Annotated in this window: 26 protein-coding genes and 3 pseudogenes; 23 read left to right on the forward strand and 6 right to left on the reverse strand. The window is 47.3% G+C overall.

The features are described from left to right. Positions 1 to 150: 150 nt before the first annotated feature. Positions 151 to 621 (forward strand): DinB family protein, encoded by a 471-nt coding sequence (locus ACYF68_RS04290; protein WP_461045496.1) that lies wholly within the window; start codon positions 151 to 153, stop codon positions 619 to 621. A gap of 106 nt (positions 622 to 727) precedes the next feature. Here ACYF68_RS04290 and ACYF68_RS04295 read toward each other — a convergent pair whose 3' ends face one another. Next, positions 728 to 1,396 carry a type 1 glutamine amidotransferase domain-containing protein gene (locus ACYF68_RS04295; RefSeq protein ID WP_461045497.1) on the reverse strand — a complete coding sequence of 223 codons (669 nt, stop codon included), beginning with the start codon at positions 1,394 to 1,396 and terminating at the stop codon, positions 728 to 730. Between the two features lie 119 nt (positions 1,397 to 1,515). Here ACYF68_RS04295 and ACYF68_RS04300 point away from each other — a divergent pair, with 119 nt between their 5' ends. The 3 genes from ACYF68_RS04300 to ACYF68_RS04310 all read left to right on the forward strand — a co-directional run bounded on the left by ACYF68_RS04300 (position 1,516) and on the right by ACYF68_RS04310 (position 3,400). Beyond that, complete coding sequence (locus ACYF68_RS04300) at positions 1,516 to 2,316, forward strand: class I SAM-dependent methyltransferase (protein ID WP_461045498.1); 801 nt, start codon at positions 1,516 to 1,518, stop codon at positions 2,314 to 2,316. 47 nt (positions 2,317 to 2,363) lie between these two features. Further along, the gene (locus ACYF68_RS04305; RefSeq protein ID WP_461045499.1) at positions 2,364 to 2,801 is read left to right on the forward strand and encodes a GNAT family N-acetyltransferase; all 438 of its coding nucleotides are present in this window, start codon (positions 2,364 to 2,366) and stop codon (positions 2,799 to 2,801) included. Positions 2,802 to 3,244: 443 nt separating this feature from the next. Next, positions 3,245 to 3,400, forward strand: coding sequence for a hypothetical protein (locus tag ACYF68_RS04310; RefSeq protein ID WP_344703968.1), 156 nt, complete (start codon positions 3,245 to 3,247; stop codon positions 3,398 to 3,400). A gap of 54 nt (positions 3,401 to 3,454) precedes the next feature. Here the strand turns inward: ACYF68_RS04310 and ACYF68_RS04315 are convergent, their stop codons facing one another. Next, on the reverse strand, positions 3,455 to 3,847 hold the full coding sequence (locus ACYF68_RS04315) for a VOC family protein (protein WP_461045500.1): 393 nt from the start codon (positions 3,845 to 3,847) through the stop codon (positions 3,455 to 3,457). 261 nt (positions 3,848 to 4,108) lie between these two features. Here ACYF68_RS04315 and ACYF68_RS04320 point away from each other — a divergent pair, with 261 nt between their 5' ends. Further along, positions 4,109 to 5,131: a M42 family metallopeptidase gene (locus ACYF68_RS04320; RefSeq protein ID WP_461047486.1), complete on the forward strand. Its 1,023-nt coding sequence runs from the start codon at positions 4,109 to 4,111 to the stop codon at positions 5,129 to 5,131. Between the two features lie 138 nt (positions 5,132 to 5,269). Here ACYF68_RS04320 and ACYF68_RS04325 read toward each other — a convergent pair whose 3' ends face one another. The 3 genes from ACYF68_RS04325 to ACYF68_RS04335 form a co-directional block, all read right to left on the reverse strand. Beyond that, the gene (locus ACYF68_RS04325) at positions 5,270 to 6,661 is read right to left on the reverse strand and encodes an L-cystine transporter (protein ID WP_461045501.1); all 1,392 of its coding nucleotides are present in this window, start codon (positions 6,659 to 6,661) and stop codon (positions 5,270 to 5,272) included. An 87-nt stretch (positions 6,662 to 6,748) separates the two neighbouring features. Further along, positions 6,749 to 7,822, reverse strand: coding sequence for a UvrD-helicase domain-containing protein (locus ACYF68_RS04330; protein ID WP_461045502.1), 1,074 nt, complete (start codon positions 7,820 to 7,822; stop codon positions 6,749 to 6,751). Beyond that, on the reverse strand, positions 7,819 to 8,817 hold the full coding sequence (locus ACYF68_RS04335) for a helicase domain-containing protein (protein WP_461045503.1): 999 nt from the start codon (positions 8,815 to 8,817) through the stop codon (positions 7,819 to 7,821). Before ACYF68_RS04335 ends, ACYF68_RS04330 begins: the two co-directional genes overlap by 4 nt. Before the next feature lie 133 nt (positions 8,818 to 8,950). Here ACYF68_RS04335 and ACYF68_RS04340 point away from each other — a divergent pair, with 133 nt between their 5' ends. The 9 genes and pseudogenes from ACYF68_RS04340 to ACYF68_RS04380 all read left to right on the forward strand — a co-directional run bounded on the left by ACYF68_RS04340 (position 8,951) and on the right by ACYF68_RS04380 (position 16,361). Continuing rightward, the gene (locus tag ACYF68_RS04340; protein ID WP_461045504.1) at positions 8,951 to 9,361 is read left to right on the forward strand and encodes a hypothetical protein; all 411 of its coding nucleotides are present in this window, start codon (positions 8,951 to 8,953) and stop codon (positions 9,359 to 9,361) included. Positions 9,362 to 9,865: 504 nt separating this feature from the next. Next, positions 9,866 to 10,944: pseudogene (locus tag ACYF68_RS04345) on the forward strand (pyruvate kinase). Positions 10,945 to 11,085: 141 nt separating this feature from the next. Then, positions 11,086 to 12,237 carry a hypothetical protein gene (locus ACYF68_RS04350; RefSeq protein ID WP_461045505.1) on the forward strand — a complete coding sequence of 384 codons (1,152 nt, stop codon included), beginning with the start codon at positions 11,086 to 11,088 and terminating at the stop codon, positions 12,235 to 12,237. Between the two features lie 24 nt (positions 12,238 to 12,261). After that, entirely contained in the window at positions 12,262 to 13,491 is a 1,230-nt protein-coding gene (locus tag ACYF68_RS04355) for a metal-dependent hydrolase family protein (protein WP_461045506.1), read from the forward strand. Between the two features lie 101 nt (positions 13,492 to 13,592). Then, positions 13,593 to 14,203 (forward strand): annotated as a pseudogene (locus ACYF68_RS04360) (CadD family cadmium resistance transporter). Between the two features lie 293 nt (positions 14,204 to 14,496). Beyond that, the gene (locus ACYF68_RS04365) at positions 14,497 to 14,850 is read left to right on the forward strand and encodes a diacylglycerol/lipid kinase family protein (protein ID WP_461045507.1); all 354 of its coding nucleotides are present in this window, start codon (positions 14,497 to 14,499) and stop codon (positions 14,848 to 14,850) included. Between the two features lie 11 nt (positions 14,851 to 14,861). Continuing rightward, positions 14,862 to 15,245: a diacylglycerol/lipid kinase family protein gene (locus tag ACYF68_RS04370; protein WP_461045508.1), complete on the forward strand. Its 384-nt coding sequence runs from the start codon at positions 14,862 to 14,864 to the stop codon at positions 15,243 to 15,245. Further along, entirely contained in the window at positions 15,242 to 15,385 is a 144-nt protein-coding gene (locus ACYF68_RS04375) for a hypothetical protein (protein ID WP_461045509.1), read from the forward strand. Before ACYF68_RS04370 ends, ACYF68_RS04375 begins: the two co-directional genes overlap by 4 nt. Before the next feature lie 108 nt (positions 15,386 to 15,493). Continuing rightward, a pseudogene (locus ACYF68_RS04380) lies at positions 15,494 to 16,361 on the forward strand (YitT family protein). A 20-nt stretch (positions 16,362 to 16,381) separates the two neighbouring features. Here ACYF68_RS04380 and ACYF68_RS04385 read toward each other — a convergent pair. Next, a complete protein-coding gene (locus ACYF68_RS04385) occupies positions 16,382 to 16,816 on the reverse strand; it encodes a GNAT family N-acetyltransferase (protein ID WP_461045510.1) in 435 nt (144 codons plus the stop codon). A gap of 207 nt (positions 16,817 to 17,023) precedes the next feature. On the opposite strand from ACYF68_RS04385, the gene ACYF68_RS04390 reads away from it, so the two are divergent. The 9 genes from ACYF68_RS04390 (at position 17,024) to pnpS (ending at position 24,794) form a co-directional block, all read left to right on the forward strand. After that, positions 17,024 to 17,404: a nitrilase-related carbon-nitrogen hydrolase gene (locus ACYF68_RS04390; RefSeq protein WP_461045511.1), complete on the forward strand. Its 381-nt coding sequence runs from the start codon at positions 17,024 to 17,026 to the stop codon at positions 17,402 to 17,404. Continuing rightward, on the forward strand, positions 17,389 to 17,793 hold the full coding sequence (locus ACYF68_RS04395; protein ID WP_461045512.1) for a nitrilase-related carbon-nitrogen hydrolase: 405 nt from the start codon (positions 17,389 to 17,391) through the stop codon (positions 17,791 to 17,793). Before ACYF68_RS04390 ends, ACYF68_RS04395 begins: the two co-directional genes overlap by 16 nt. Positions 17,794 to 17,818: 25 nt before the next feature. Then, complete coding sequence (locus ACYF68_RS04400; RefSeq protein ID WP_344701815.1) at positions 17,819 to 18,298, forward strand: nucleoside deaminase; 480 nt, start codon at positions 17,819 to 17,821, stop codon at positions 18,296 to 18,298. A 410-nt stretch (positions 18,299 to 18,708) separates the two neighbouring features. Beyond that, positions 18,709 to 18,990: a PH domain-containing protein gene (locus ACYF68_RS04405; protein ID WP_461045513.1), complete on the forward strand. Its 282-nt coding sequence runs from the start codon at positions 18,709 to 18,711 to the stop codon at positions 18,988 to 18,990. A gap of 81 nt (positions 18,991 to 19,071) precedes the next feature. After that, on the forward strand, positions 19,072 to 19,809 hold the full coding sequence (locus tag ACYF68_RS04410; protein ID WP_344701811.1) for a tryptophan-rich sensory protein: 738 nt from the start codon (positions 19,072 to 19,074) through the stop codon (positions 19,807 to 19,809). A gap of 81 nt (positions 19,810 to 19,890) precedes the next feature. After that, the gene (locus ACYF68_RS04415; RefSeq protein WP_344701809.1) at positions 19,891 to 20,385 is read left to right on the forward strand and encodes a dihydrofolate reductase; all 495 of its coding nucleotides are present in this window, start codon (positions 19,891 to 19,893) and stop codon (positions 20,383 to 20,385) included. 309 nt (positions 20,386 to 20,694) lie between these two features. Further along, positions 20,695 to 21,912 carry a dicarboxylate/amino acid:cation symporter gene (locus ACYF68_RS04420; protein ID WP_344701807.1) on the forward strand — a complete coding sequence of 406 codons (1,218 nt, stop codon included), beginning with the start codon at positions 20,695 to 20,697 and terminating at the stop codon, positions 21,910 to 21,912. A gap of 405 nt (positions 21,913 to 22,317) precedes the next feature. Continuing rightward, positions 22,318 to 23,016, forward strand: a complete 699-nt coding sequence (locus ACYF68_RS04425) for a response regulator (RefSeq protein WP_461045514.1) — start codon at positions 22,318 to 22,320, stop codon at positions 23,014 to 23,016. Next, positions 23,013 to 24,794 (forward strand): two-component system histidine kinase PnpS, encoded by a 1,782-nt coding sequence (gene pnpS / locus ACYF68_RS04430; protein ID WP_461045515.1) that lies wholly within the window; start codon positions 23,013 to 23,015, stop codon positions 24,792 to 24,794. The genes ACYF68_RS04425 and pnpS overlap by 4 nt, the downstream gene beginning before the upstream one ends. Positions 24,795 to 24,942: the final 148 nt, after the last annotated feature.

A 24,942-nucleotide genomic window follows, 5' to 3' on the forward strand; every position in this document is an offset into this window, starting at 1 on the left:
TCCCTCCATAGGGGTGAAAATGCAATTCATCGCAAATATAGACGGAAGAAATGACGGCTTAAAGATTTACAATGATTTGCATGAATAAAACTACTTTGAACGGGTAAATAACGTATAGACGGAAGAAAAGAAATTGGAGGTATGACACCAATGGCTAGAGAACTATTACTTTTTGAATTGAATAGTGTACGCAATTGGACGATCAAACTATTTGACGAAGTGAAAGAAGAGGATATGCATCATATCCCTGAAGGCTTCAACAACAGCCTGCATTGGCAGTTCGGACATGTCGCAACGATGATGGAAATGGTTACGGCTGCTGTCACGGATAAAAATACAGATACGCATAAAAGGTATGCAAAGTATTTCGGAGGTGGGACAAGTCCGGATGACTTCGACGATGATACACCAGATACCAAAGAGATCGAAGCATTACTGCGCGGTCACATGGCACGTCTCGAAGATGTAGAAGAAGAAGTGCTTCAGGAGGATCTTCCACGCGAGTTCATGGGCATGACCAAGCGTTTTGAACAGGTTGGATTTGTCGCACTCCATGAAGCGATGCACGTAGGTAAAATGCAGGAGATGAAACGTGTATTGGACAATAGGGGAGTATCCTAAAATATCCCCTTAAAATGTTGAAGGCCCCCATCCATAAGGATGGGAGGCCTTTTTTGATGGCGCATTACAATAAAAAAACCGGCCTTAAAAGGCCGGTGTGCAAATATTATTTTCCGAGTTTATCTATAACTGCCTGGGCAGCAGCTTCAGCTGAAGCCGGGTTTTGTCCTGTGATGAATTGGCCATCTTTTACGACATGTTCCTCCATCGCTTCTCCAACTACGAATCCTGTGCCGTTTTCTTCCAACTTGGATTGGAGGGCAAAAGGCATGTCATCATAGAGTTTCATGGCTTTTTCTTCTTCATTTGTGAAACCTGTGAGTTTGACGCCATCGACTACATATTTGCCATCTTTCGTCTTGGCATCTGCAAATGCTGCCGGGCCATGGCAGACTGCTGCAATCGTGCGGCCATCATCTTTGAAGAACGCAAGGATATTTTGAATATCCGCCTGGCCAGGGAAGTCGTACATCGTGCCGTGCCCTCCAGCGAAGAAGATTGCATCGTAGCCTTCATAGACCATGTCCTTGACACGTTTAGTGTCCTGAAGCAGCTTGATGATGTCTTTCTCGTTCTCGTCCTGCTCACCTTCCAGGGAATTTGGATCGAGCGGTACTGCGCCACCTTTTGGAGATGCGAAATCCACTCTATAGCCTGCTCCCTGGAAGACATGGTACGGTTCAGCCGCTTCGCTCAGCCATAGTCCTGTCGGTCTGCTGTCGTCGTTGTTTATCGTCCCATGGTTGGTCACGATGATCAATACTGATTTACTCATAATGATATCCTCTCCTTTCTATTTGATTTACCCTTATCATGTTATACTTAATCTTAAATGGAAACTAGAGTTTGAAATGAATCCATTTATCAATCATATCTTCGTATGGGGGTAGGAAAATGAAAGTGGACTTTGGCAATGTGGCGGACAATTACCTTAAGTATAGAAATGATATTCCAGAACGCCTCGTGTCAGATTTGGAAATGCGTGAAGTCGTCATTTCAGGCAGTAAAGTGGCAGATCTTGGAGCAGGTCCCGGTCTGCTCAGCAAAATGCTCAGCTCAAGAGGGGCTGTCATCGACGCTGTGGAACCTTCTTCTGAACTGATTAAAGCTGGCCAAAAGCATATAGGAGATGAGCTGGAAGTCGTCTTCAGGGAAGGGTATGCAGAAGACACGGGATTGATTGACAAAAACTATGATATCGTTACGGTCATGCGCGCCTGGCATTGGTTCGACCGGGAAGCAACCATTAAAGAAGTGCAACGGATCCTAAAGCCTGGTGGCTATCTGATCATAATGGATTCAGGGTTTACCTCCGCATCAAAAATCGTCAAAGAATCGATGAAGACGATACAGAACTATTCGCCAGACAGACAGATTCGGCCAGCAGGCACAAAAGACAATGCGACTCAGATGATCAACAGTTTTCCAGTTGAGTGGTTTGAGGAATGGAAATCTGCACGCTTTGATCTGATGGAACTGTTCAAGATCGATTATGATGTAAAGTTCACCAATGAAGAGTGGATCGGCAGACTGTCATCCGTGTCTTGGGTGGCAGAAATGAAGGAGAAGCAACGGAAGAACACATTGGCGCGTGTAGCCTCATATCTGGATGAATATTTCCCTGGTACGACACACAAGATTCCCCATATACTCAGTGTCGCCATACTGAAAAATAAAAATATAAAAAATAGCTGATGAAGATATTGCTTTTGTGTTACGGATGATAGTAGGGAGGGAATGGCATGTGGCACGTTAAATCGTTTGAGGAACTGGATGTCGACACACTAGAAGAAATATATCGTTTAAGGACTTCCGTGTTCGTCGTCGAACAGGAATGCCCCTATCAGGAAGTGGATGGCAGGGATCCTGAATGTACCCATATCTATAAGAAAGATGATTCGGGCATTACAGCCTACTTGAGGATTGTGCTGGGAGAACCGATTGCAATCGGTCGAGTCATTGTCAGAAAAGATTATAGGAAAAAAGGACTTGGCAAAGCATTGATGGAGCAGGCGATGCAATATGTAGGAGAGACGCACCCAGGTGAGATGGTTTATCTACATGGCCAGGCCCACTTGGAAAAGTTCTATCAGCAGTTCGGCTTCAAGACGACTTCAGAAGTGCACTTGGAAGACGGTATCCCCCATATTGATATGACTTACCAAATGGATCAGGCATGAAGCCTGGTCCATTTTTTATATGTAAGGGGCCGTAGTCATATTATCTTGCCCACTTGTGAATTTGGTACGTAATTATAGTGTGAAATAGAGCATGACATCGAAGAAGAAAAAAATCTTTTTTTCATATTGCGCCAATGTCACTAAGATAATGTATATTCAGAAAATACTATGGAAATGCAGTGACCCGCTAAGAAACCGATTGCATATACATAATAATTCAAATAAATGTATAATTTATTCATGATCTCCATTTTAATGAAATTATATTACGTATTATTTCATTTATTTTAGAATTGTTTAAAAATTATCAATAGATTTACTTTGGTAAAAACATCACAATATACTTGATAAAGTACTGGTATAATGGTATATTATATACATAACAAAAGATAATTAAATATTTATATATAAATTATATTACAAATTTACAGGAGGAATTATTAATGTTCTCAACTGATCGCATTACTGCCGAACTTCGCCTTGAAGAGTACAAAAAAATAGCTGAAAGCTATTCTCACCTTGCCGAAAAGGAAGAAGAGAAGGAACCACGCACTAAAAGATCAATCTTCACTAGATTTTTGACTAGAAGAACTGCATAATAATACAAAAAAGGCCGTCCCTGATAAGAAGAGGGACGGCCTTTTTTGTGTGCGTTATGATAAATTGAGCTGCCATGTGACGCCAAACTGATCCTGTATCCAGGCGAATTGCCTCGAAAATCCGTATTCATCCAAAGGCATGTGTATGGCGCCTTTCTTTTTGAGCTTTCTGTAATAGAGGTTGATTTCATCAGAAGACATGCATTCGATGAAAAATGACATGCTGGGGGTGAAGGTGAATTCTGCAGGTGTCTGGCTGTCCATCACCATGATCAGTTGGCCTTGTATCTGGATGGCACCCTGCATCACTTTACCAGCCATTTCAGGTGCATCCTCCCCGTAGTGGGTCAGCATGCGTATATGTGCATCTTTGAATGTTTCCTCGTAGTAGCGCATAGCCGCTTCAGCATTGCCCTGGAACATGAGGAATGGAGCGATTGATTTCATGAAAACTCTCCTTTAGTTTACTTCATTATATCAAAGGACTTGATGGTGTACATGGAATGCCATCTATAAAGTGGCCGCAGATTACATTAGCAGGTGTGGATGACAGCATGAAACCAAGGCGTCTACAATAGACCGATGATTCATGTTTTGTATCCATCCGACTCAGTGCTTCGGAATATGGTAGAATTCTAATTGTTGAAGTTTTTATAGAATATGGAGGGGAGGATATGGACAAATTGAATTTTGTTCATACATGATCATATGTTTAAAAAAGAAGAGACAATTTCCTTTTTGACAGAACTGCTGTCGATCAACAGCCCGTCGGGGTATACGAAGCATGCGGTGGACTACGTGCGTGAGACGCTTGAAGAAGTGGGCTATGATACGGAAACAACGCCGAAAGGCAACCTGATCGTCAGTGTGGCAGGTCAGGACACAAAACGCACCCGCGGGCTCAGTGCCCATATCGATACACTCGGTCTGATGGTGCGTTCGATCAATGATGACGGTACACTGTCCCTGACCAAGATCGGCGGACCGCTCACACCGACACTTGATGGTGAATACTGCGATATCATCACACGTGATGACAAAGTGTTTACAGGGACGATCCTATCCAAGTCGCCATCGATCCATGTCTACAAAGATGCAGCGACTAAAGAGCGTGATATCGATAATCTTGTTGTAAAGCTGGATGAGCGTGTGAGCAGTAAAGAAGATGTAAAGGAATTGGGTATTCAGAACGGGGACATCATTGCCTATGATCCGAAAGTCGTTGTTACCGATTCAGGGTTTGTAAAATCCAGGTTCCTCGACGATAAAGCATCCGTAGCCATCCTGGTCAGTGTACTGAAGACCCTGAAGACAGAAGGTATTGTGCCTGCCACAAATCTGAAATTCATCTTCTCCACCTATGAGGAAGTCGGTCATGGGGCGGCATGGATACCAGAAGACATCACAGAGCTTCTCGCAGTCGATATGGGATGTATTGGGCTGGACCTTGAATGTACAGAGTTCGATGTGTCCATCTGCGCGAAAGACTCTTCAGGGCCGTACGATTACGGCATGACTACAGAACTGATTAATCATGCGGAAAATAAGGCGCTCAATTATGCCGTTGATATTTATCCGATGTACGGCAGTGACGCATCTGCAGCCCTACGCGCCGGTGCAAACATCAAAGCTGCACTGATCGGACCGGGTGTCTCAAGTAGTCATGGCATGGAACGTACACATACGAATGCCATAAAGAATACATTTGAGCTGATCATGGCGTATATATAAGATCAGATCTCGAGACTGATCAGGGCTTGCACGAAAGCCTTAAGCAACACAAATCCCCCCGACCGGCACGGTCGGGGGGATTTGTTTGGAGTTACGGACTTATTTTAGATGTTGAAGCATCGTGATGACTGTTGCTTCTTAAGTCTCCGCAGTCAATTCATCGAGGTGCGGATCATCAAAGACATCTTTATCCAATGAGCCGTTAGTCTGAGCGGTGATGGTGCCGGCTGTCATGGAACCGCTGACGTTGAGTGCTGTCCTACCCATGTCGATGAGTGGCTCGATGGAAATCAGAACCGCAGCGAGGGCGATCGGCAGGTTCATCGTCGACAATACAATGATGGCGGCAAATGTCGCACCGCCGCCGACACCAGCGATGCCGAGTGAGGCGATTACCGTAACGGCGATCAGTGTCACGATGAACTGCGCGTTGATTTCAACCCCAGCTGCCGGTGCAATCATGATGCCAAGCATTGCCGGATATACCCCGGCACAGCCGTTCTGCCCAATGGATAGGCCGAAGCTGCCGGAGAAGTTCGCAACGCTTGCCGGGACGCCGAGGCGTGTCCGCTGGGTCTGTATATTAAGCGGCAAGGTGCCTGCACTTGAACGTGAAGTGAAGGCGAAGATCAGAGTTTCGAGCGTCTTCTTCAAATATTGTACAGGGTTGAGTCCCGTCAAGGCGATCAGGCCAAGGTGGACCAGGTACATTGTAATGAGTGCCGCATAGGAAGCGACGACGAACACTCCCAGATCGTATATTGCGCCGAAGTCTGAAGTGGCGACGGTGGAGGTCATCAATGCCAATACACCATAAGGCGTCAAGGCGATGATGATTTTCACGAGCTGCATGACCCATCCATTGACTGCGATGATGCCGCTGCGTATCTTCTCACCGTTTTCCTGATCCCGGTCCATAAGGCGGATGAGGCTGACGCCCATGAATACGGCAAAAAACACGACTGCGATAGTGGAAGTCGCCCGTTCTCCTGTGAAATCAAGGAAAGGATTGGCAGGCAGCAGGGACAACAGTTGTTCTGGCAACGTCTGCCCTTCAATTTCGGACGCAGTCGATTCGAGTGCGATGGAGCGGTTATTCTCTTCTTCGCCAAGGTTGAAGTTGGATGCGTCCAAATCGAAGATGAGCGCAGCAGAGACGCCGATGGTGGCAGCTATTGCTGTTGTACCGAGCAGTATCGCAATGATTTTGACGCCTGATTTAAGGAATTTCTCCTTCATATCCATTTTGGCGAATGCACCAAGTATGGAGATGAATACAAGTGGCATGACGATCATCTGGAGCAGTCTGACGAACCCGCTGCCGACAATCGCGACCCAGTCCATCGTATGGGTGATGACTATATTCTCAGTGCCATAGATGAGCTGCAGCGCAGCACCGAATACGAGGCCGACCAACAGGCCGAGCATCACGCGATAGGAGAATTTCACTTTTCTTTGCTTCAGTATGACCAAAGCGCCGATCAGTGATAGGAATACAACAAGGTTTATGATGACCAATAATAGATTCAATTGAGGGAACCCCTTTCGATATGAATAGTATCATCATAAACAATTAATTCCTACTTGTAAAGTAGGAATTACTAAATTCTTATTGTGTTAGTCGGAATTCATCAGATATAAGTGCCGTGTCGCCCGTGACGCGAGGACATAGAGGATGTGCACTGAATCTTTATAGCTTGAAGCATCCGTCAGAATCACCGTATTATACTCGAATCCCTTTGATAGATAGTAGGGTAGGATGATGAACGACTGGTTATAGAGGGTATCCGTCTCCCCGAGGTTTTTAAGGTCCGGGAAATCATCCTTCAACTGTTCGAACCATGCATCCGCCGATTCCCTGGAAGGGGTGATGATGGCGACTTGAGGATGTGATCCCGACTGCAGGATGCTGCGAACACTTGCGAGTTCATCCGTCGTCTCAACATGGTGGACGGGATCGCCGTCGATTGAGGCCGATTGAATGGCATCCGGTATTAGAGTGTTCAAGAAGGCATTGATCTGATTGGTCGAACGATATGACCGTTCAAGTGTCTTTTTAGCGTGATTCTTGGCGATGAGTGCATCTTTTCGTCCGGGATGGATCTGCTGGTTCGGGTCGCCGAGGCTCGTGAATGTGGCATTCCTATAGAAATGGCGAAGGACATAGTACTGGATGTTGGAATAATCCTGCACTTCATCGACGAGAACATGTTGAATCTTTTTATCGGCGCGGCCGAGCAACCGGATGAACATATAGAGCAGTGGTGCGATATCTTCATATTTGAAATGGTTTTCCTTGATCGATTGGATCGTCGGATTGCGGAATGCCTTTTCTTCGATGGAGTTGACGTACAGCTTCTCGAAGTGGACGAAGCGGTAGAGTGAAATTTGGCGATGCACAGTTTTAAGCTGGGCTTTGGCATGTTGATGTGCCTCGTTCTTAAGTTCGTGGCGCTCACCGATGTACTGGTTGTCAGAAAGCAATGTCTCAAACCGCTCGTTCGTCAGGCTTGCCACTCTTTCCGTGTAGAGGTTCAAAAGCCGTTCACGGATCAGCGACAGGCGGCGGCTGATCGGATGATGCCCCAACTCGTTATAGAAAAGGTGATGCAGCTGCTCTTTTGTGAAGAAGATGCCGTCTTCGCCCTTCAGTTCACGGAATTCCATGCCTGTCTCATGAAGACGGTTCATGAAGCGGTGCAGCGATTCAAAGTAGTGGAGGGAGTTTTATAGGCATAGATGTCATGACCCTGATCGGTCTCCCTTAACCGTCTGATGTTCTCGTAGACCGTCTCGAAACGGCGGCCGCCAAAATACGGGAAACGGCTGATGAGGCGATAGAACGTCATGTTCTTCACATGATTCTCACCCAGTTCAGGCAACACATCGGAGAGGTAATCATTGAACACTTCATTGGGTGATACGAGAAGGATGTTGCCGGGGTCGAGCTTGTCCTTGTGCTGATAGAGCAAAAAGGCGATCCGCTGCATCGCAAGGGAAGTCTTGCCGCTTCCCGGGGGACCATAGACGAGGGTGTCCTGCGATAGCGGCAGGCGGATGACATCATTTTGCTCCTGCTGGATGGTGGAGACGATATTCTTCAGTTTGGACTGCGAGGAATCAGTGATCATCTGCTGCAGTATTTCATCTCCAATATACATATCGCTGTCGAACATGTTGACCAGCGTACCATCTTCTATGATGAACTGGCGGCGTTCCGTGACAGTCGCATCGATCCGGCTTCCGTCTGGGATGATATAGTCGAGTTCCCCGGTCGTATTTTCATAGAACAGGCCTGCAACAGGCGTGCGCCAGTCATATATCAATATGTCGTCATCGCGGTCCTTGATGGTGCCCGTGCCGATGTAGAGCGGCTCCCCATCGACGACGATTTTTCCGAAGTACGGTTTCGGCAGCATCCGTCTGGTGCGTTCAAGCATTGTATGGATATAGTTGAAGTTCATCTCGGTCCTTCTGATTTCAGGCAGCATCTGGACGAATTCCATGACGTTGCCGTCAGCGAAATCAACAACGTTGGATATATTCTCGTTGATGTCCTGGCGTGTGTCGAGTATGCCTTGTGACACCGTATCCTGTCTCCTTTTCAGGTCGGCATGGAATACCTTCAGGAAGCTGGTGATGAAGGTGAGGTGGTGCGCTTCTTCTTCAAATGATAGATTTTTCAAGAAAACCCTCCTTTATCTCGACATTCATCATATATCGGTTCGGCTTCAATTGCCAGTCTTAAAATCGTAGGTGTGCTGTGCTACAATGGAGATGTCGAATTGATTTAATTTTATAAATTAGAGGACATTGACCATGAAGAAAATTATTGTTTCAGGTTTGGTTGCAGGCATCGCGTCAGGCGTTCTGCTTTTTCTTGTATGCGCCTATGTCGAGTACAGTGCGGAGATAGAATTGATGACACTGTTGTTGAACATTGATTTCGTATATGATGGTGAACTGCATCTGTTAGTGGAGATCGCAATTCATCTCGTTGTCTCCATCGTTCTCGCGACCGTTCTGAAAGGTTTCCATATATACCGGCCGTCCCTCTACATGCCGGCCATGGTGACAGCCTGGGCTTCTACAGTAGTGCTCTACTTCATATTGCCGCAGGCGGCAGTCCAGTCCATCAATTTGGAGGGACATATCGGGTTTTTGTTATGGGTCATTTTTCATATCGGCTTCTTTGAACTCCTGCATCTGTTTTTTAAACGTGGTATTTAATGCTTCCTCCGGAATCTGCCGGGGAAGCATTTTTATATCCGTTGATGGGTATACAGGTAACGATGGATCAATAATGGAGAGGTGATGAGGATGGACAGGAGCAAGGCACAATCATTATTGGAAGAAGTGATGGCGATCCGCACACAGGTTAAAAAAGAAGGGGAGGCCCTTTTTGATAGATGGCGTACAGCAGCGATGCGGCCGGAATATGAGATGAGTGCCCGTAACCTTGCCTATTATATGGCGTTCAGGAAACATGACAGGCGCACGCTCCAGCATTCCCTCATACCATGGGGCGTCTCTTCCCTGGGGAGGTTGGAGGCGGATGTGATGGGCACGCTGAATGCGGTCGTACGGACACTCGGATTCATTGCCGGTCAAGATGTCGGGGACATCGACTACCGGACGTCGTCCTCATTTTTGGAGCGCAACCAGGCACTGAAGGAAAATACCGCTCAGCTGTTCGGAGAAGGCGGGGAACGGGACACCCGCATACTTGTGACGATGCCCTCCCAGGCGGGAGATGATTATGGGCTTGTACTGAGCCTGGTTGAAGCCGGTATGGATATGGCGCGCATCAACTGTGCACACGACGAAGAAGATGTGTGGCTCGGCATGATTGAACATATCAAGCGTGCCAAGGAGGAGACCGGCAGACAATGCCGCATCCTGATGGATATCGGCGGACCAAAAATACGCACCAGGCATCTGCTGACTTCAAAACGAAATCCGAAACTGAAGGAAGGCGAACGTTTCCTGTTATCGGACAAGACTGCCATGACGCTGCCTAAAAGTATAGAGATTGCGCTCAATACTTCCGTCCCCGAAGCCATCAGTAAAATCGAACAGGGCCAGAAGATAAAGATCGATGACGGGCACATTGAGGCAGTGGCAACCGATATTCTGGATGACGGGGTCATCTGTGAAGTGGAGCGGACGGTCAAAGAAGGCGGTGTCAAAGTCAAGACGGAGAAAGGCATCAATCTGCCGGATCTTGATTTCAAGCTGCCGGTCCTGACGAAGAAGGATGAGACAGATCTTGATTTCGCTGCTCAACATGCAGATGCCGTCGCCTTTTCATTCATCAAGGACGCCAGAGACATCGAAATGATAGAAGAAGCCTTGGATTCAAGACTTGAAGGCGAGCGCTGCAAACTGCCATCAGTCGCGAAGATCGAGACCCTGGAAGGCATACGGAATCTGCCTGAGATCATACAGAAAGCGGCAGGGGCCCGGCCGTTCGGCGTCATGCTCGCGCGGGGGACCTTGCGGTTGAAATCGGCTACGAGCGGCTGAGTGAGGTCCAGGAGGAGCTCCTGTGGATCTGCGAAGCGGCACATGTGCCCGTCATATGGGCGACCCAAGTAGTGGAATCCCTCGTCAAGACCGGGATCCCGACCCGTTCCGAAATGTCGGATGTGGTCGCCGGTTCGCGCGCCGAGTGCATCATGCTGAATAAGGGCGACTATATCGTCGAAGGGGTCGAGGTCGTCTCCGATATTCTGGAGAAGTTCGAGGACCATCATTATAAGAAAACTGCCATGCTCCGGTCGCTTGGCATCGCCCGTGAAGCGTTTGAGTAGATCTTTTGGGAGGGGACCCCCTCTCTTTATTTATGAAAACGTATTCATTGTCAGAATTAGCTGTTTTTTCTGAAAACAGGGTTTAATTTATCCAAGTTACCCCGTATACTACTTTCAAAGAGGAGTAAGGGGTGAGAGGTCATGATGGAAGAACCGATAGTTGCGACTGTCATGTTGTTTGCTTTAATTGCTTTAGGAGAAGTGATCTCCGTCTTGACGCGGGCACGTATACCGATGTTGATGACGGCGATGCTGGGATTTTTGATTTTGACGTGGATCGGTGTATTTCCAGAAAACATATTGGAATTATCGACTTTGCCGGCTTTAGGTGCGATACTCATCGGACCACTTATTGTACATATGGGCACACTGATGCGCTTTTCAATCTTGAAAAAGCAATGGCGCGCTGTAGTGATTGCCCTCTCAGGGCTGGTCGGGGCCCTGGTGCTGATATTGAGCCTCGTTACATTGGTGTTTGATTTTGAAACCGCAGCAAGTGGCGTCGGGCCGGTATCCGGCGGAGTCGTGGCGCTACTGATCACGAATGAGACATTGACGAATCTTGGGTTATCCAGCCTGATTGTCGTGCCTGTACTCGTCCAGTCTTTCCAGGGCGTCATCGGGATGCCGCTTGCCACAGCCTTCATGAAGCGGTATGGCCGCACGTTCATGGCTGGGGAAAGATTGACGCAGGAAAAGAGTGTCGGATTTGAAGAACTGCGGGGGGCTTCCCGCTTCAGCCTGATGAAAAACAACACAATCAAGCTCTTCGTCATTTTCTTCCTGGGCATGCTTGGTGTCGTCATCGGCGATCTGACAGGCATCCATTATACGCTGTACTGCCTGCTGTTCGGTATTTTGGCATTGAACTTCAATCTGCTGCCAAAAAGTGCGCTTGAGTCTGCGAACTCGTTCAGCTTCATGATGGTGGCGCTGATATTCGTCATCATCGGGACGATGGGAGGGATAACCCCGCAGGATGTCGTCACCAACATTCCGGCGGTCGCCATGATCTTGGGGCTTGGTATCGTCGGCATCATCGGTGGTGGGTTCCTCGCTTCGAAGCTCGTCGGGTGGCACCCATATAAGGGTGTGCCAGTCGCACTGACTGCCCTGATCGGTTTCCCAGGGGACTACCTGATCTGCGAGGAGGTTGCCCGCAGTGAAACGGACAACATAGAAGATCAGAATACGCTGTTCCAGGAGTTGGTCACCCCGATGCTGATCGGTGGATTCATCACCGTTACGACAGCGTCCATATTCGTTGCCACATTCGTCATGAGCCTAATCTAAAAATATAAAACAGGAGTGTAACTGATGACTAAACTGCTTATAAAAAACATTAATCTGATTGATGGTACAGGTTCTGAAGTAATCGAAAATGTAAATGTTCTGGTGGAAGATGGCCGATTCAGTGCAATCAATGCGGACGATGGAGTGAAAGGTGCGGAAGTCATAGAAGGGGGCGGGCGGTATATGCTCCCTGGGATGATCGATACGCATGTCCATATGATGACTGAGTTCAAGCCGATGGAAGAACGGCTGGTTACGCCCTTCTCCTATAATTTCTATCAGGCGATGGGATACTTGAAACGCACGCTTGACGCCGGAGTCACTACAGTGCGCGATGCTCTTGGCAGTGATCTCGGCCTAAAGCGCGCCATAGACGATGGACTCGTGGCCGGACCGCGCATGCAGATCAGCGTCAACGCACTGACCATCACAGGGGGCCATGGAGACGGCTACAACTATTCAGGCATCAATACGGACCTGTTCCAACCGCATCCCGGCATGCCGGCAGGTATTTGTGACGGGGTGGAGGAAGTCAGGAAGAAGACGCGTGAAATGTTGAGGGCCGGGGCGGATATCATTAAAGTCCACGCCACGGGCGGCGTATCGAGCCCGACGGATCATCCGAAATTCACCCAGTTCTCACTTGAGGAGTTGAAGGTCATCGTCGAAGAGGCCAAGTTCAGGAATGGCGTGAAGGTCATGGCCCACGCCCAGGGCCTGGAAGGTGTCAGGCAATGTGTGGAAGCGGGCATCCACTCCATTGAGCACGGCATCTTCCTGGATGACGAGGTGTGCGGATTGATGAAGGATCAGGGCACCTATCTTGTGCCGACACTGTTGGCGCCGGTGTCCGTCCTCGAATTCGCCGAAGAGCTAGGGATGCCGAAGACAGCCATCGAAAAGTCGGAGGAAGTCATCGAATACCATAAGGAAAGCTTTACACGCGCCTATAAGGCAGGCGTCAAGATCGCAATGGGTACTGACGCAGGAGTGTTCAAGCACGGCACCAACCTAAGGGAGCTGGAACTGATGGTCGAGTGCGGCATGACGCCGATGGATGCGATCGTCGCTTCGACGAAGACGGCGGCAGAATGCATGGGGTATGCGGACATCGGCCTGATCAAGGAAGATTTTGTGGCCGACTTCATCCTGGTGGAAGACAATCCGTTGGAAGATATCGGGTCGCTGAAGGATAACAGCAAGGTGACGGTCGTAGCCAAAGAGGGCGTCGTCCATAAGAATATATTAAATTAGACGTAAGCCCCGGGCAATGCCCGGGGTTTCTTTCATGCCAGGAACAGGGTGGATGTTTCAACGGTCAACTGGGTATATGGGATTAAGGAAGGAGTGCTTCCATGTTGCAGACAATATTGACGGCCGCGGTTTTATACATGGCTACCGCCATCGACCTGATCGCAATACTGCTGATCTTTTTGCCAGGGCAGAGACGGACAGGCAGATCAGACAAATCTATATCGGCCAGTATGTGGGTTCGTTGATATTGATCATAGTCAGTCTCATCTTGGCCTATGTGCTCGGTTTCATACCTGAAAAATGGATTTTGGGATTGCTTGGACTCATACCGATATACTTCGGGGTAAAGGTCTTGCTGGTGGGTGATTCCGATGAGGCGGAGGCAACAGCACAGTTGGATAAGAAGGGGTTGGACGGATTAGCGGGAAAAGTAGTGATGATCATAATCGGAAGTTGTGGCGCTGATAATATTGGTTTGTTCGTTCCATATTTTGTGACGATCGATGCAGGCGGCCTGGCTGTCTCTTTAATAGTACTTCTCATCCTCATCTTTCTGCTGGCCTTTACAGCGCATAGGATAGCACGTACTGCGCTGATCGGGGAAACAATCGAAAAGTACGGCACATGGATTATGGCGATCATATATATTGGCCTTGGCGTATACATCCTCTATGGAAATGAAACGGTGCAGACGATCTTTTCCTTTCTCTGATGAGGAACGTTCTCTAGCTGCATATCAATTTTGAGCAAATAAAAATTGGGTCGTTGGACATGTGTCTAAAGGAAGCATCCAAAAAGATTCAAAGGATATAAGGCAAAAGGGACGGTTTGGAGCCGTCCCTTTTAAGATATTCTGCTATGCCCCTGCGATGGAGCAGTGTGCCAGTCACTACATAAAAAATAATGCGAGCATTGATCATTGCGCCGCGTATCTTTTTACCCTATCATATATATTGATTACCATAGGCAATCAAATGGGCTGTAATGGCCGGATTGGAGTAATATATGAAAAAAGCCGCAGTCATCATCAACAGAAACTCGGGTAAAAAAAAGAAACCGCCCATCGAATACCGAGTGCTCGATGCACTGAATAGTCAGGGCTATAAAGTCGACATCCACTACACGGATGGATCGGACGCAAAGGAAATCGCGATGGCTGCATCAGATGTCGATCTGATTGTGTCAGCAGGCGGCGATGGTACGATTGGCGAAATCATCGATGGGATGGTGGAGAGTGGGTCAGATGCACCGCTTTCCATCCTGCCGGCAGGGACCGTCAACGATTACACCCGCGCACTGGGTCTGCCGCTTGACATGGATACGGCCATAAATAACCTGAAATCGCCCAGAAGACTATAGAAGCGGATGTCATGAAAGGCAATGACCGCCATATCGCCTATTTGATCGCGCTCGGTGATTTTATGGAATCTTTCACCCGCGTGGGCTCGACCGCTAAGAATCGCTTCGGCATCTTCGCCTATCTCTACGCCGGATTACGTGCGCTCGTCACAATGAAGACATATCGTGTGAAAATCGAAACGGAATCGGAAAAAGTGATGAGTGATTCCATATTGACGATTGTAGCGAATACTTCATCCGTCGGCAGCTTTGAAAAATTACTGCCGCATGCAAGCATCGACGACCGCCATCTGCATATCCTCAACATCACGCCATCGAATCCGAAGGCAATCATTGAAATCATCATTGCGGCCTTCAGGGGACGATTGCTGAGCACGAAAATGTGCATTACATGAAGGCTGAAACACTCCATCTGGATACAGACCGTCTTGAAACGATGGATATTGACGGGGACCCACATGAATTTGAAGCGATGGATATCAGATTGCTCCAAGGATGCCTCAGAGTCAACGTGCCAGAGGCCTATGCAGAGTAGAGGCCATATACGACAGTTTGAATAAATACTTTCTAAAGTGCAATGCACCCAAGAGAAATATGGACCAGGAGGAGGATTATTGTGAAAATCAGAGAGAAACTTAAGAACATGAATTTTGAAAAACGTAAATTACCGATCAGTTCAAGGATCACCCAACAGACATTGATCAATATCGTGACCATCATCGTCGGGTCATTCCTTTTCGCCATCGGCGTCAACACCTTCATGATCGCCGGGAATCTCGGCGAAGGGGGCGTCACTGGGCTTGCAGTCATCCTGTATTATGCATTTGATATTTCACCGGCAATCTCGAACTTCCTTATGAATGCAGTCTTACTTGTAGTGGGGTTCAAATTCTTAAGTAGACGCTCCATGTACTATACAATCGTCGTAGTCATATTGACATCCTTGTTTCTATGGCTGACTGAAGACTGGCAGATCCAGAACTGATCAGATATTGATCAACACCGTTTTTGGTGGGCTGTTCGTCGGTCTTGGCATCGGTCTGGTCATCCGCATCGGTGCGACCACTGCCGGTACGACGATATTGGCACGTCTCGTCAATAAATACATGGATATCAACGTTTCCTATGCCCTGCTGTTCTTTGACCTGGTCGTCATTACAATCGGTCTGACCGTCATGACGCTCGAGCAGGTCCTCTTGACTGTCATTGCACTCTACATCGGTATGAAGGTGATGGACTTCATCATCGAAGGTATGAACCCCAAAAAAGCGATCACCATCATTTCCGACCATCCGGATCGCCTCGGCAAGATGATCAACAGTGAAATCAGGCGGGGTGTGACCATCATGGAGGGGCGCGGCTTCTATACCCAGGCCGATAAGGATATATTGTATGTCATCATCAACAAGAACCAGCTGCCCCGCGTCAAGCGGCTCATCAAGCATTATGATGAGAATGCATTTGTGGTGGTGCACGACGTCAACAGCGTCCTCGGCAACTATTTTATATAAAACCAAAATCCCGCTTATCTTTAAGCGGGATTTTTATGCTTTCTTGCGAAGGTATATGAAGGGGACGGATCCCCTTTTATTTCGGAAAACCCCCTGTAGGCAAGCCACGTTCCAGTGAAGGTGTTGGGTCCGCTATTTTGAAAGAAAAGATAGATTTCATCAACATGTGCGACAGCTTCAAGGTAAGTATCCATTAGGGATGAAGCGATGCCCTGTGAACGGAAATCGGGGTGGACGATGAAGTCGGATATGTATTGCGTAAAAGCCCCATCACCAGAAGAACGCAGAATACCAGTCAGCTGTTCATCCGACCATGCGGTGATGAGATAATCAGATGCAATGACTGCTTTATGGAGTTCACCGAATCGCGATTCATATCTGGATTGCCCCTTCGCCATATAGAGCTGCTCAAGGTCGTGTTGCCGTAAATCTTTATCCTGCCTTACCTCAATCATGTGGCCACCTCTTTTTAATTATAAGGATAACGTGAAAGCGCTGGACTTGCCATCGTTAATTGCAAGTATTCGGCATGTCCCATATACTTTAAGTAGATATTGAATGATTCTGACACGTTCATTTTGACGGTGAGCGATATTTCATCGACATTAAATCATATGAAGTAGAGGAGTGGGGATATCAACGTAAAAGTCCTACAGTACCAGGTGGAATTTGGAGATTTCGAAGGTAATCTCAATAAGGTGCGTGCACAATTCGAACAGGAGACGCTTGAAGAGACGGATATCGTTGTGCTGCCTGAAATGTGGACATCAGGGTATGACCTTGAACATATAGCGGCGCATGCCTGTCATGACCTTGAGCCGGCCCTGTCGTTCATATCGGAATTGGCGCAGCAATATAATGTCAATATCGTCGCCGGCTCCGTCGCCAACATAAAGGATGACCCGGATAAGGTCTACAACACTGCGTTCGTCGTCGACCGTGAGGGGACGCTTGTATATGAGTACTCCAAGATGCATCTTGTGCCGATGCTCGATGAACCGAAACATCTTGCGGCAGGGACAATAAAGTGGAGACATTTATGATTGATGGCAGCAAGTGCGGCATGGTGATCTGCTATGACCTAAGATTTCCGGAGCTGTTCAGGGACCTGACATTAAAAGGTGCTTCCATCATCTTTGTGCCAGCCCAATGGCCGGATGCACGGAAGAAGCACTGGGAAACGCTCCTTTCAGCACGGGCGATCGAAAACCAGTGCTACATCATCGGAGCGAACACGTATGGTGAGATGGGTGGGCAGACTTTCGCAGGACGCTCGATGATTACAGATCCTTGGGGTGAAGTCATCAGCGAAGCAAAAGGGCAGTCTGAAGCGGTAGTCAGTGGACAAATCGATTCGCAGGAAGTGGCGCGCATCAGACAGGAAGTGCCTATTTTTGAAAGCAGGCGGCGGGATATGTATCATTGCCTGTAGAATACGTTCTGGAAAGGATGATCATGTGATTACTGAAACAGATAGGAAATATTTGACGAGATGCGTAGAACTCGCCCGGACTGCGCTCGATAAAGGAGACGCACCATTTGGTTCACTCCTCGTCTCAAAAGATGGGGAAGTACTCTTTGAAGATCACAACAGAATCGCCAGCGGCGATGCCACGCGCCATCCCGAGTTTGAAATCGCAAGATGGGCGGCTTCACATCTGAATGAGGAAGACCGTCGCAGCGCGACCGTCTATACTTCAGGTGAACACTGCTCCATGTGCGCCTCGGCGCACGGTCTTGTCGGCCTCGGCCGCATCGTATATGCCAGTTCCACCAAGCAGCTGAAGGCATGGCAGCAGGAAATGGGCCTGGAATCAGGCCCACTGAAAGGATTATCCATCACCGAAGTGCTGACGGATGCTGAAGTGGATGGCCCCGATGACACGTTGGCCGAAGAAGTGCGACAACTCCAGTTCACGTACCATCAAAAAGCATAATTTACGAAATAACCGCCCTGTTAAGTATTTACAGGGGGGTATTTTTAAATGAATCGTTACTGGAAGCTGCAGCTTGATGAAATGGAAACGTTGAAATTCATTTCGAGACTTGCCGACAGACAGCTAAAAACAGTATGATGGGGCAGCAGGAAGACTACATCCAAAACTTGATGAGTGTCTTCTATAAGTAAAAAAAGTGGGGCGCATCTGTATGAGCATCTGGTTCCTATTGAATTTCATATTAGTGATCTGGGCTGTGTGGAATGTTGCATCCGGGTTCTCGGCCAACACGCCATATCTACATATATTGCTTGGTTTTACGGGTTTTTTACTGTTCATATTCAACTGGACACGCAATGCTGTTTTCTCGACCATACGCAATATCGGGGACAGGCGGAAGAAAATCCGTCTTGGCCCAATTTTCGAAACGCATCAGGCCCTATCACCGCTATGTCGGGACAGGAGCGCTGATCATCATCCTGCTGCATGGTTTCCTGGTCATCGACCTCTATACATTCGACCCATCCAATATGAAGATATTGACAGGGACCATCGCAGCGTTCAATCTGCTTTGCCTGGTTCTCTCAGGATGGTACCGGCTGCTGGTCGATCCGAGGCTTAAAATCAGGAAACTTCATATCGGCCTCGGCATCTCCATGTTTGTTCTCGTCATCATCCACTTCATATATTAAAAAAAACGTATCCCCCTCTAGGGAGTGGCTAAATAGTATTTGGGGTATAGGTAAAATATTATGGAGGAGAGAGTCGATAAAATGTCTGAACATAGGAAATGGACCATAGGATATATCGCAGCATTTGCCGTCATGCTGTATTTCAATTACTTAAGTGCGGCTAACGTAAGCTCTGTCGCAAATGACAATCAGACGATCATCCAGCCGGCAGGATACGCCTTTTCGATATGGGGCATCATCTACATTTTGCTGCTGATATGGCTCATCCGCCTGTTTTTCGAGAAAACATGGGAAGATTCAGTCGTCCAAAAACTTAGGTTCTGGCCCATTGCCAACTTTTTGCTGAATGGCCTGTGGATTGTCGTATTCACCCAACAATTGCTGATTGCTTCAGTACTTGTCATTGGCGCAGTGCTGTTTACATTGGCGAGGATGCATGTGCTGCTGACTGAAAAAGGATACCGCTGGTTTGATCGCCTGCCGATTTCAGTCTATTACAGCTGGGTTACGATTGCGACGGTGGTCAACGTCTTCACACTTATCGTCAGCAGCGGTATTGGAACGCTGTTCGGCATGGGTGAACTGCCATGGACGATCATCATCCTTATGGCAGCCACATTGATCATTGCAGCCATCGGACTCCGCTTCAAAGATTGGCTGTACCCGCTTATAGCGCTCTGGCCATTCTTTGCCATATACACTAAAAATGAAGGAGCGTATGCGAGCCTCGATATCACCCTGGTCGTTACGTCCCTGTTGCTGATTGCAATAGCTGTATTTGTGGCGGTATCGAAGCTGCGTGGACAGCGGACTGGGTAATGGGGGTGGCTCTATGAGGCATCACAATCTTGCTGAGGTGGATGTCCTGACGAACGTAAGTGACAGAAAGGAGGGGACGAGATGATTGCGTATGTGTGGGCCGAGGATGAAGATAAAGTCATCGGCAAAGACGGTGAACTGCCGTGGCACCTGCCGGCTGATATGGCTTTTTTCAAGAAGGTGACGCTGCAAGGTGATATCGTAATGGGACGCAGGACTTATGAGACCATCCCAAAAAGACCGCTTCTAGGACGTCGTAATATTGTATTGACTACCAACCAAGATTACGAGGCCCCCGGAGCGATGGTGGTCCATTCCAAGGAAGAAGCGCTAGCCCTTGGGAAAGAGTATGGGGAGGATCTGTACATCATCGGTGGTGCCACGCTGTTTAAGATGTTTGAAGACGATGTGGAGATCCTTTATCGCACCCTTATCAATGAACATTTCAAAGGGGATACGTATTTCCCGCGAGACTTCGATTACGACAAGTTCGAGCGCATTCAATCTGAAGTGGGGCCTGTAGATGATAAAAATAAGTACGCCCACACTTATGAAGTGTGGCAGCGGAAGGAATAACCCAAATCAAAAAACTGGTGCATAGAATTGAATTGACGCCCTCCAGGTTTACGGATGCAACGAAACATTTGTAAATCAGGAGGGGATTTTTGTGACCTTGAATGCCTGTTCAAAAGATTATTTTTTAACCTTTAAACCATTTTTTATGAATATTTACTTGAACATCTATATAATTGTTTATAACAAATTCATCAACTGTACTACATAAATTACATCGAACTCAAATAGCACTCGTATTATATTTAAGGTTGCTGTCGGGTCCAGAAGAACGAAGCAACACTTGGTCATTGAAAAGAGAGGATCAAATATATGTGGAGAAAGTATAAAGACAGCTCAATTGTTTTAAAAATGACGATTGCTTTTATAGCAGGCATAATTGTTGCTTTAATATTAGGTGAAAACGCTAAATTTCTGGAACCATTAGGCCAGATACTCATTAGATTATTAAAATTGATCGCTATACCCATCATCTTTTTGACTATAGTATTATCCTTAAGTCGAATTAATTTAGCGAGTCTAGGAAGGATGGGCGGGAAATTATTTTTATATTACAGTGTCACAACAGGTTTATCTGTATTGATTGGTGTAATAGTTGCCCTGATTATAAATCCTGGTGAAAATTTGACCTTACCAAAAACATCAATTGATCAACCCGATATCCCCGATTTTTCAGACATACTGTATAAAATAATACCTGATAATTTAATTGGAACATTTTCTTCCGGTGAGTTATTGTCAATATTATTCATAGCTATAATTTTAGGCATTTCGATGTCGATTCTGTTATCTTCATCTGATGACGATACACAACAAAAAACACAGTCCCTCTATTCACTCTTTGAAACTTTGAACAAAGTTTTTAATGTTATATTAAATGGTATATTGCTCTATGCACCAATTGGTGTATTTGGTATCAGCGCCTCGACATTCGGTTCTCAAGGATTGAACTCCTTTAAGTCTTTATTGTTATTTACACTCACTTTCTATATAGGGATTTTTATTTTATGGTTCCTCGTCTATTTCAGCTTTTTAAAATTAGCGGATAAATCTGTTTTGAGATTTTTAAAAGATACTAAAGAAGCCTATTTAACTGCTTTTTTCACCTCAAGCAGCATCGCTTCTTTGCCTATTGCAATCAAGTCTGCCAAAAGAGCTGATATTTCACATGAGGTTGTGAATTTTTCAATTCCTCTGGGTACCATATTTAATTCTGATGGCGGTGCCCTCAGAATGGGAGTGTCCATTGTATTTGCAACCAACGTAATCGGAATGGATCTATCTTTAGAAAATCTATTTATAATTGTAGCCATAGGAACAATCTTGTCCATCGGTACTGCTGGCATCCCTGCTGGCGGTCTCATAACTCTTTCAGCTGTTCTTAGTCTATTCGGTTTACCGTTAGAAATTGTGGCCTTAATAGCTGGTGTGGATGCAATAATAGGAATGGGAGGGACTGCCTCCAATGTATTGGGTGACATAATTGGAGCTGCCGTTGTAGATAAAAGAAAAGTAAGACCTAATGAGTAGCTGGGAAACCTTCACGGTAGTATGTTGACCCTACGCAAAATCCGGATAACGAGTGGAGTTCTGCTCTTTTTGAAGGTCAAATGAGTAAAGTGTTTGAAGCGGCCAGTGGATGGCAAGAACAGATATGCCCGCACTTATGAAGTGTGGCGACAGAAAAACAGATAGATCAAGTTCTTTAAAAAAGGAAGAATCTTATCATGAAAAGCTAAAAAACACCATCAAATCCCAGTATGCGCAAATTTCGAACATATCAATTGTCTTTTAGATTTTGAGTGACAGTAAACACTTCGTCGGTTGTAAAGTTAAGCTAGACAGATAGAAAGGTCCCACATGATATACTCAAAATGGTTTTCCGACAAATGAAAACATTAAAAAAACCTGATATATACGGAAGGAGCAATTACTGTGCATAAGATCCTTGTAGTGGATGATGAGCCATCCATTGTTACATTGATAAAATTCAATTTGGAAAAGGCTGGATACATAGTGATTACAGCGGAGGATGGTCGGCAGGGGTTGGATCTTTCTTTGACTGAAAAGCCCGACCTGATCGTACTGGATCTGATGCTGCCAGGAATGGATGGAATGGATGTCTGCAAGACACTCAGGCAAGAAAAGGTCGAAACACCTATCCTGATGCTCACAGCAAAGGATGAGGAATTCGATAAGATTCTAGGCCTGGAGCTCGGCGCCGATGACTATATGACGAAGCCTTTCAGTCCAAGGGAGGTGGTGGCGCGCGTCAAGGCAATCCTCCGCAGGACACAGGTACAGAAGACCCCTGACGATGCAACGGCAGTTATCAAGCTCGGCGCACTAGAAATCCATACCGACAGCTATGATGTCTATGCCCACGGTGAACAGCTTGTACTCACCCCAAAGGAGTACGAACTGCTCCTCTATCTTTCAAATCATAAGAACAAAGTCCTGAGCCGCGACCAGCTGCTGAATGGGGTGTGGGACTTCCATTATGATGGCGATACGCGGATCGTTGATGTCCATATAAGTCATCTGCGCGAAAAGATCGAGGCCGACCCGAAACGTCCTGCCTACATCCGGACCATCCGGGGGTTCGGCTACAAGCTCGAGGTTCCTTCAGAATGAAGCGTCTATGGTTCAGGATCGCATCCGCCTTCTTCATCCTGATACTCATCCTGATACTCATCCTGTGGTTCATCCTTGCAGCACTGCTGAAGAATGCCTATACAGATATGACCCGCGATCATCTTATCGAAAATGCACAGATGGTCACACAGCTCATCAGCGCCTCGGAAAGCTATGATGAGCGTGAACAGCTGCAGGAACTCATCAAAAACTTTGAGCAGCCGATTCAGATGCGCTTTACAGTTGTGGATACGGAAGGTGTCGTGCTTGCCGATTCCGAAAACGACCCTGAAAAAATGAACAATCATTTCGACCGTCCTGAAATACAGGATGTACTTCAGCAGAATGAGACATTCGGAGAATCAATCCGCTACAGTACAACGCAGGACTTCAATATGATGTATGTCGCCCTGCCACTCGTTTCCGAAGGGGAGACTGTAGGAGCAGTCAGGAGCTCCCTGTCCCTCGGCATCATTGATGATGCTATGGACCAGCTAAGGTTCAGCCTGTCTATTGCCCTCGGCCTGATGTTCCTGATAGCCGCCATTGCGACCACCATGCTTGCAAGGAGCATTACACGACCGATCGACAACATCATGAATGTCACTTCCCGCCTGAGAAGGAAGGACTACAGCAGCCGGGTGAACACGGAGGCAAAAGGTGAAATCGGCGACCTTTCCCGGTCCATCAATGCGCTTGCTGCAAGCCTGCAGAGCCAGATGAAGGAGATAGAGGAGAATGAACAGCAGCTTACGAGCATCATCTCTAATATGGTGAGTGGCGTCATGCTCGTCAACCAGGACGGGAAGGTCGCATTGATGAATGCATCGATGGAAAAGTTCCTTTCCCAGCATAAGGATAACCTGATCGGCCAGCCCTATGAGAAAGTCGGTGAACGATTCGCCCTCAGTCCGCATATACATGCCGTCTTTGAAACCAATGAGAAGGTCCACGAAGAAGTCCACTCCTATTATCCGCACGAACGCATCATGGATGCCCACCTTGCCCCCTACTATGGCCAAGGATGGCAGCAGTGTGGCGTCATCATCGTCCTCCATGACATTACGGAGATAAGGAGACTTGAAAAGATGCGCAGTGACTTTGTGGCCAATGTCTCGCATGAATTGAAGACACCAGTCACTTCGGTCAGGGGGTTCTCCGAGACGCTGATGAGCGGGGAAGTGACCGATGAAGAAACCACTCAGCAGTTCCTCAAGATCATACACGATGAAAGCCAGCGGCTCGATCGCCTGATCAGGGACCTTCTGAACCTCTCCAAAATAGAGAAGCAGGAGATGCCTCTGAACCTCGAGCCTCTAAACCTGACGGCACTCGCCCATGAGGTTTCCGTTACACTGCAGGGGGCCATCGAAGAGAAGAAGACACGGCTGGCCCTTCCAGATCCATCAAGGGATGTATATCTGGAGGGGGATGAAGACCGTCTCAGACAAATCATACTCAATCTGGTGGGAAATGGCATTAACTACACTGCCGAAGGTGGGGCTGTCAAGTTATCACTGAAGGAGGATACGAATAACGTCCGCCTGATTATAGAGGATGATGGCATCGGCATCCCTGAAGAGAGCCTCCCACGCATATTCGAGCGCTTCTATCGTGTTGACCGGGCACGTTCCCGCCACTCCGGCGGCACAGGCCTCGGCCTTGCCATAGTCAAACACCTGATAGAATCTCACCACGGTGAAATAGAGGTCGAAAGCCGTGAAGGCGAAGGCACGACCTTCATCGTGACGCTGCCGAAAAAGCAGGAAGACAGCTAACAGCCTGTGTGCGGATTCCGGCCAAAGCACGTAAAAATAAAAAGCCTCTGCTTTCTTCTGAGATGCACCCCTAAAGTTGAATTCCAAAGTTCAACGTTAGGGGTGTTTTTATATGCATAGAAAATACTTAATAGGTTCTAAGCTGAAT

It is taken from the genome of Salinicoccus sp. CNSTN-B1, assembly GCF_054792835.1.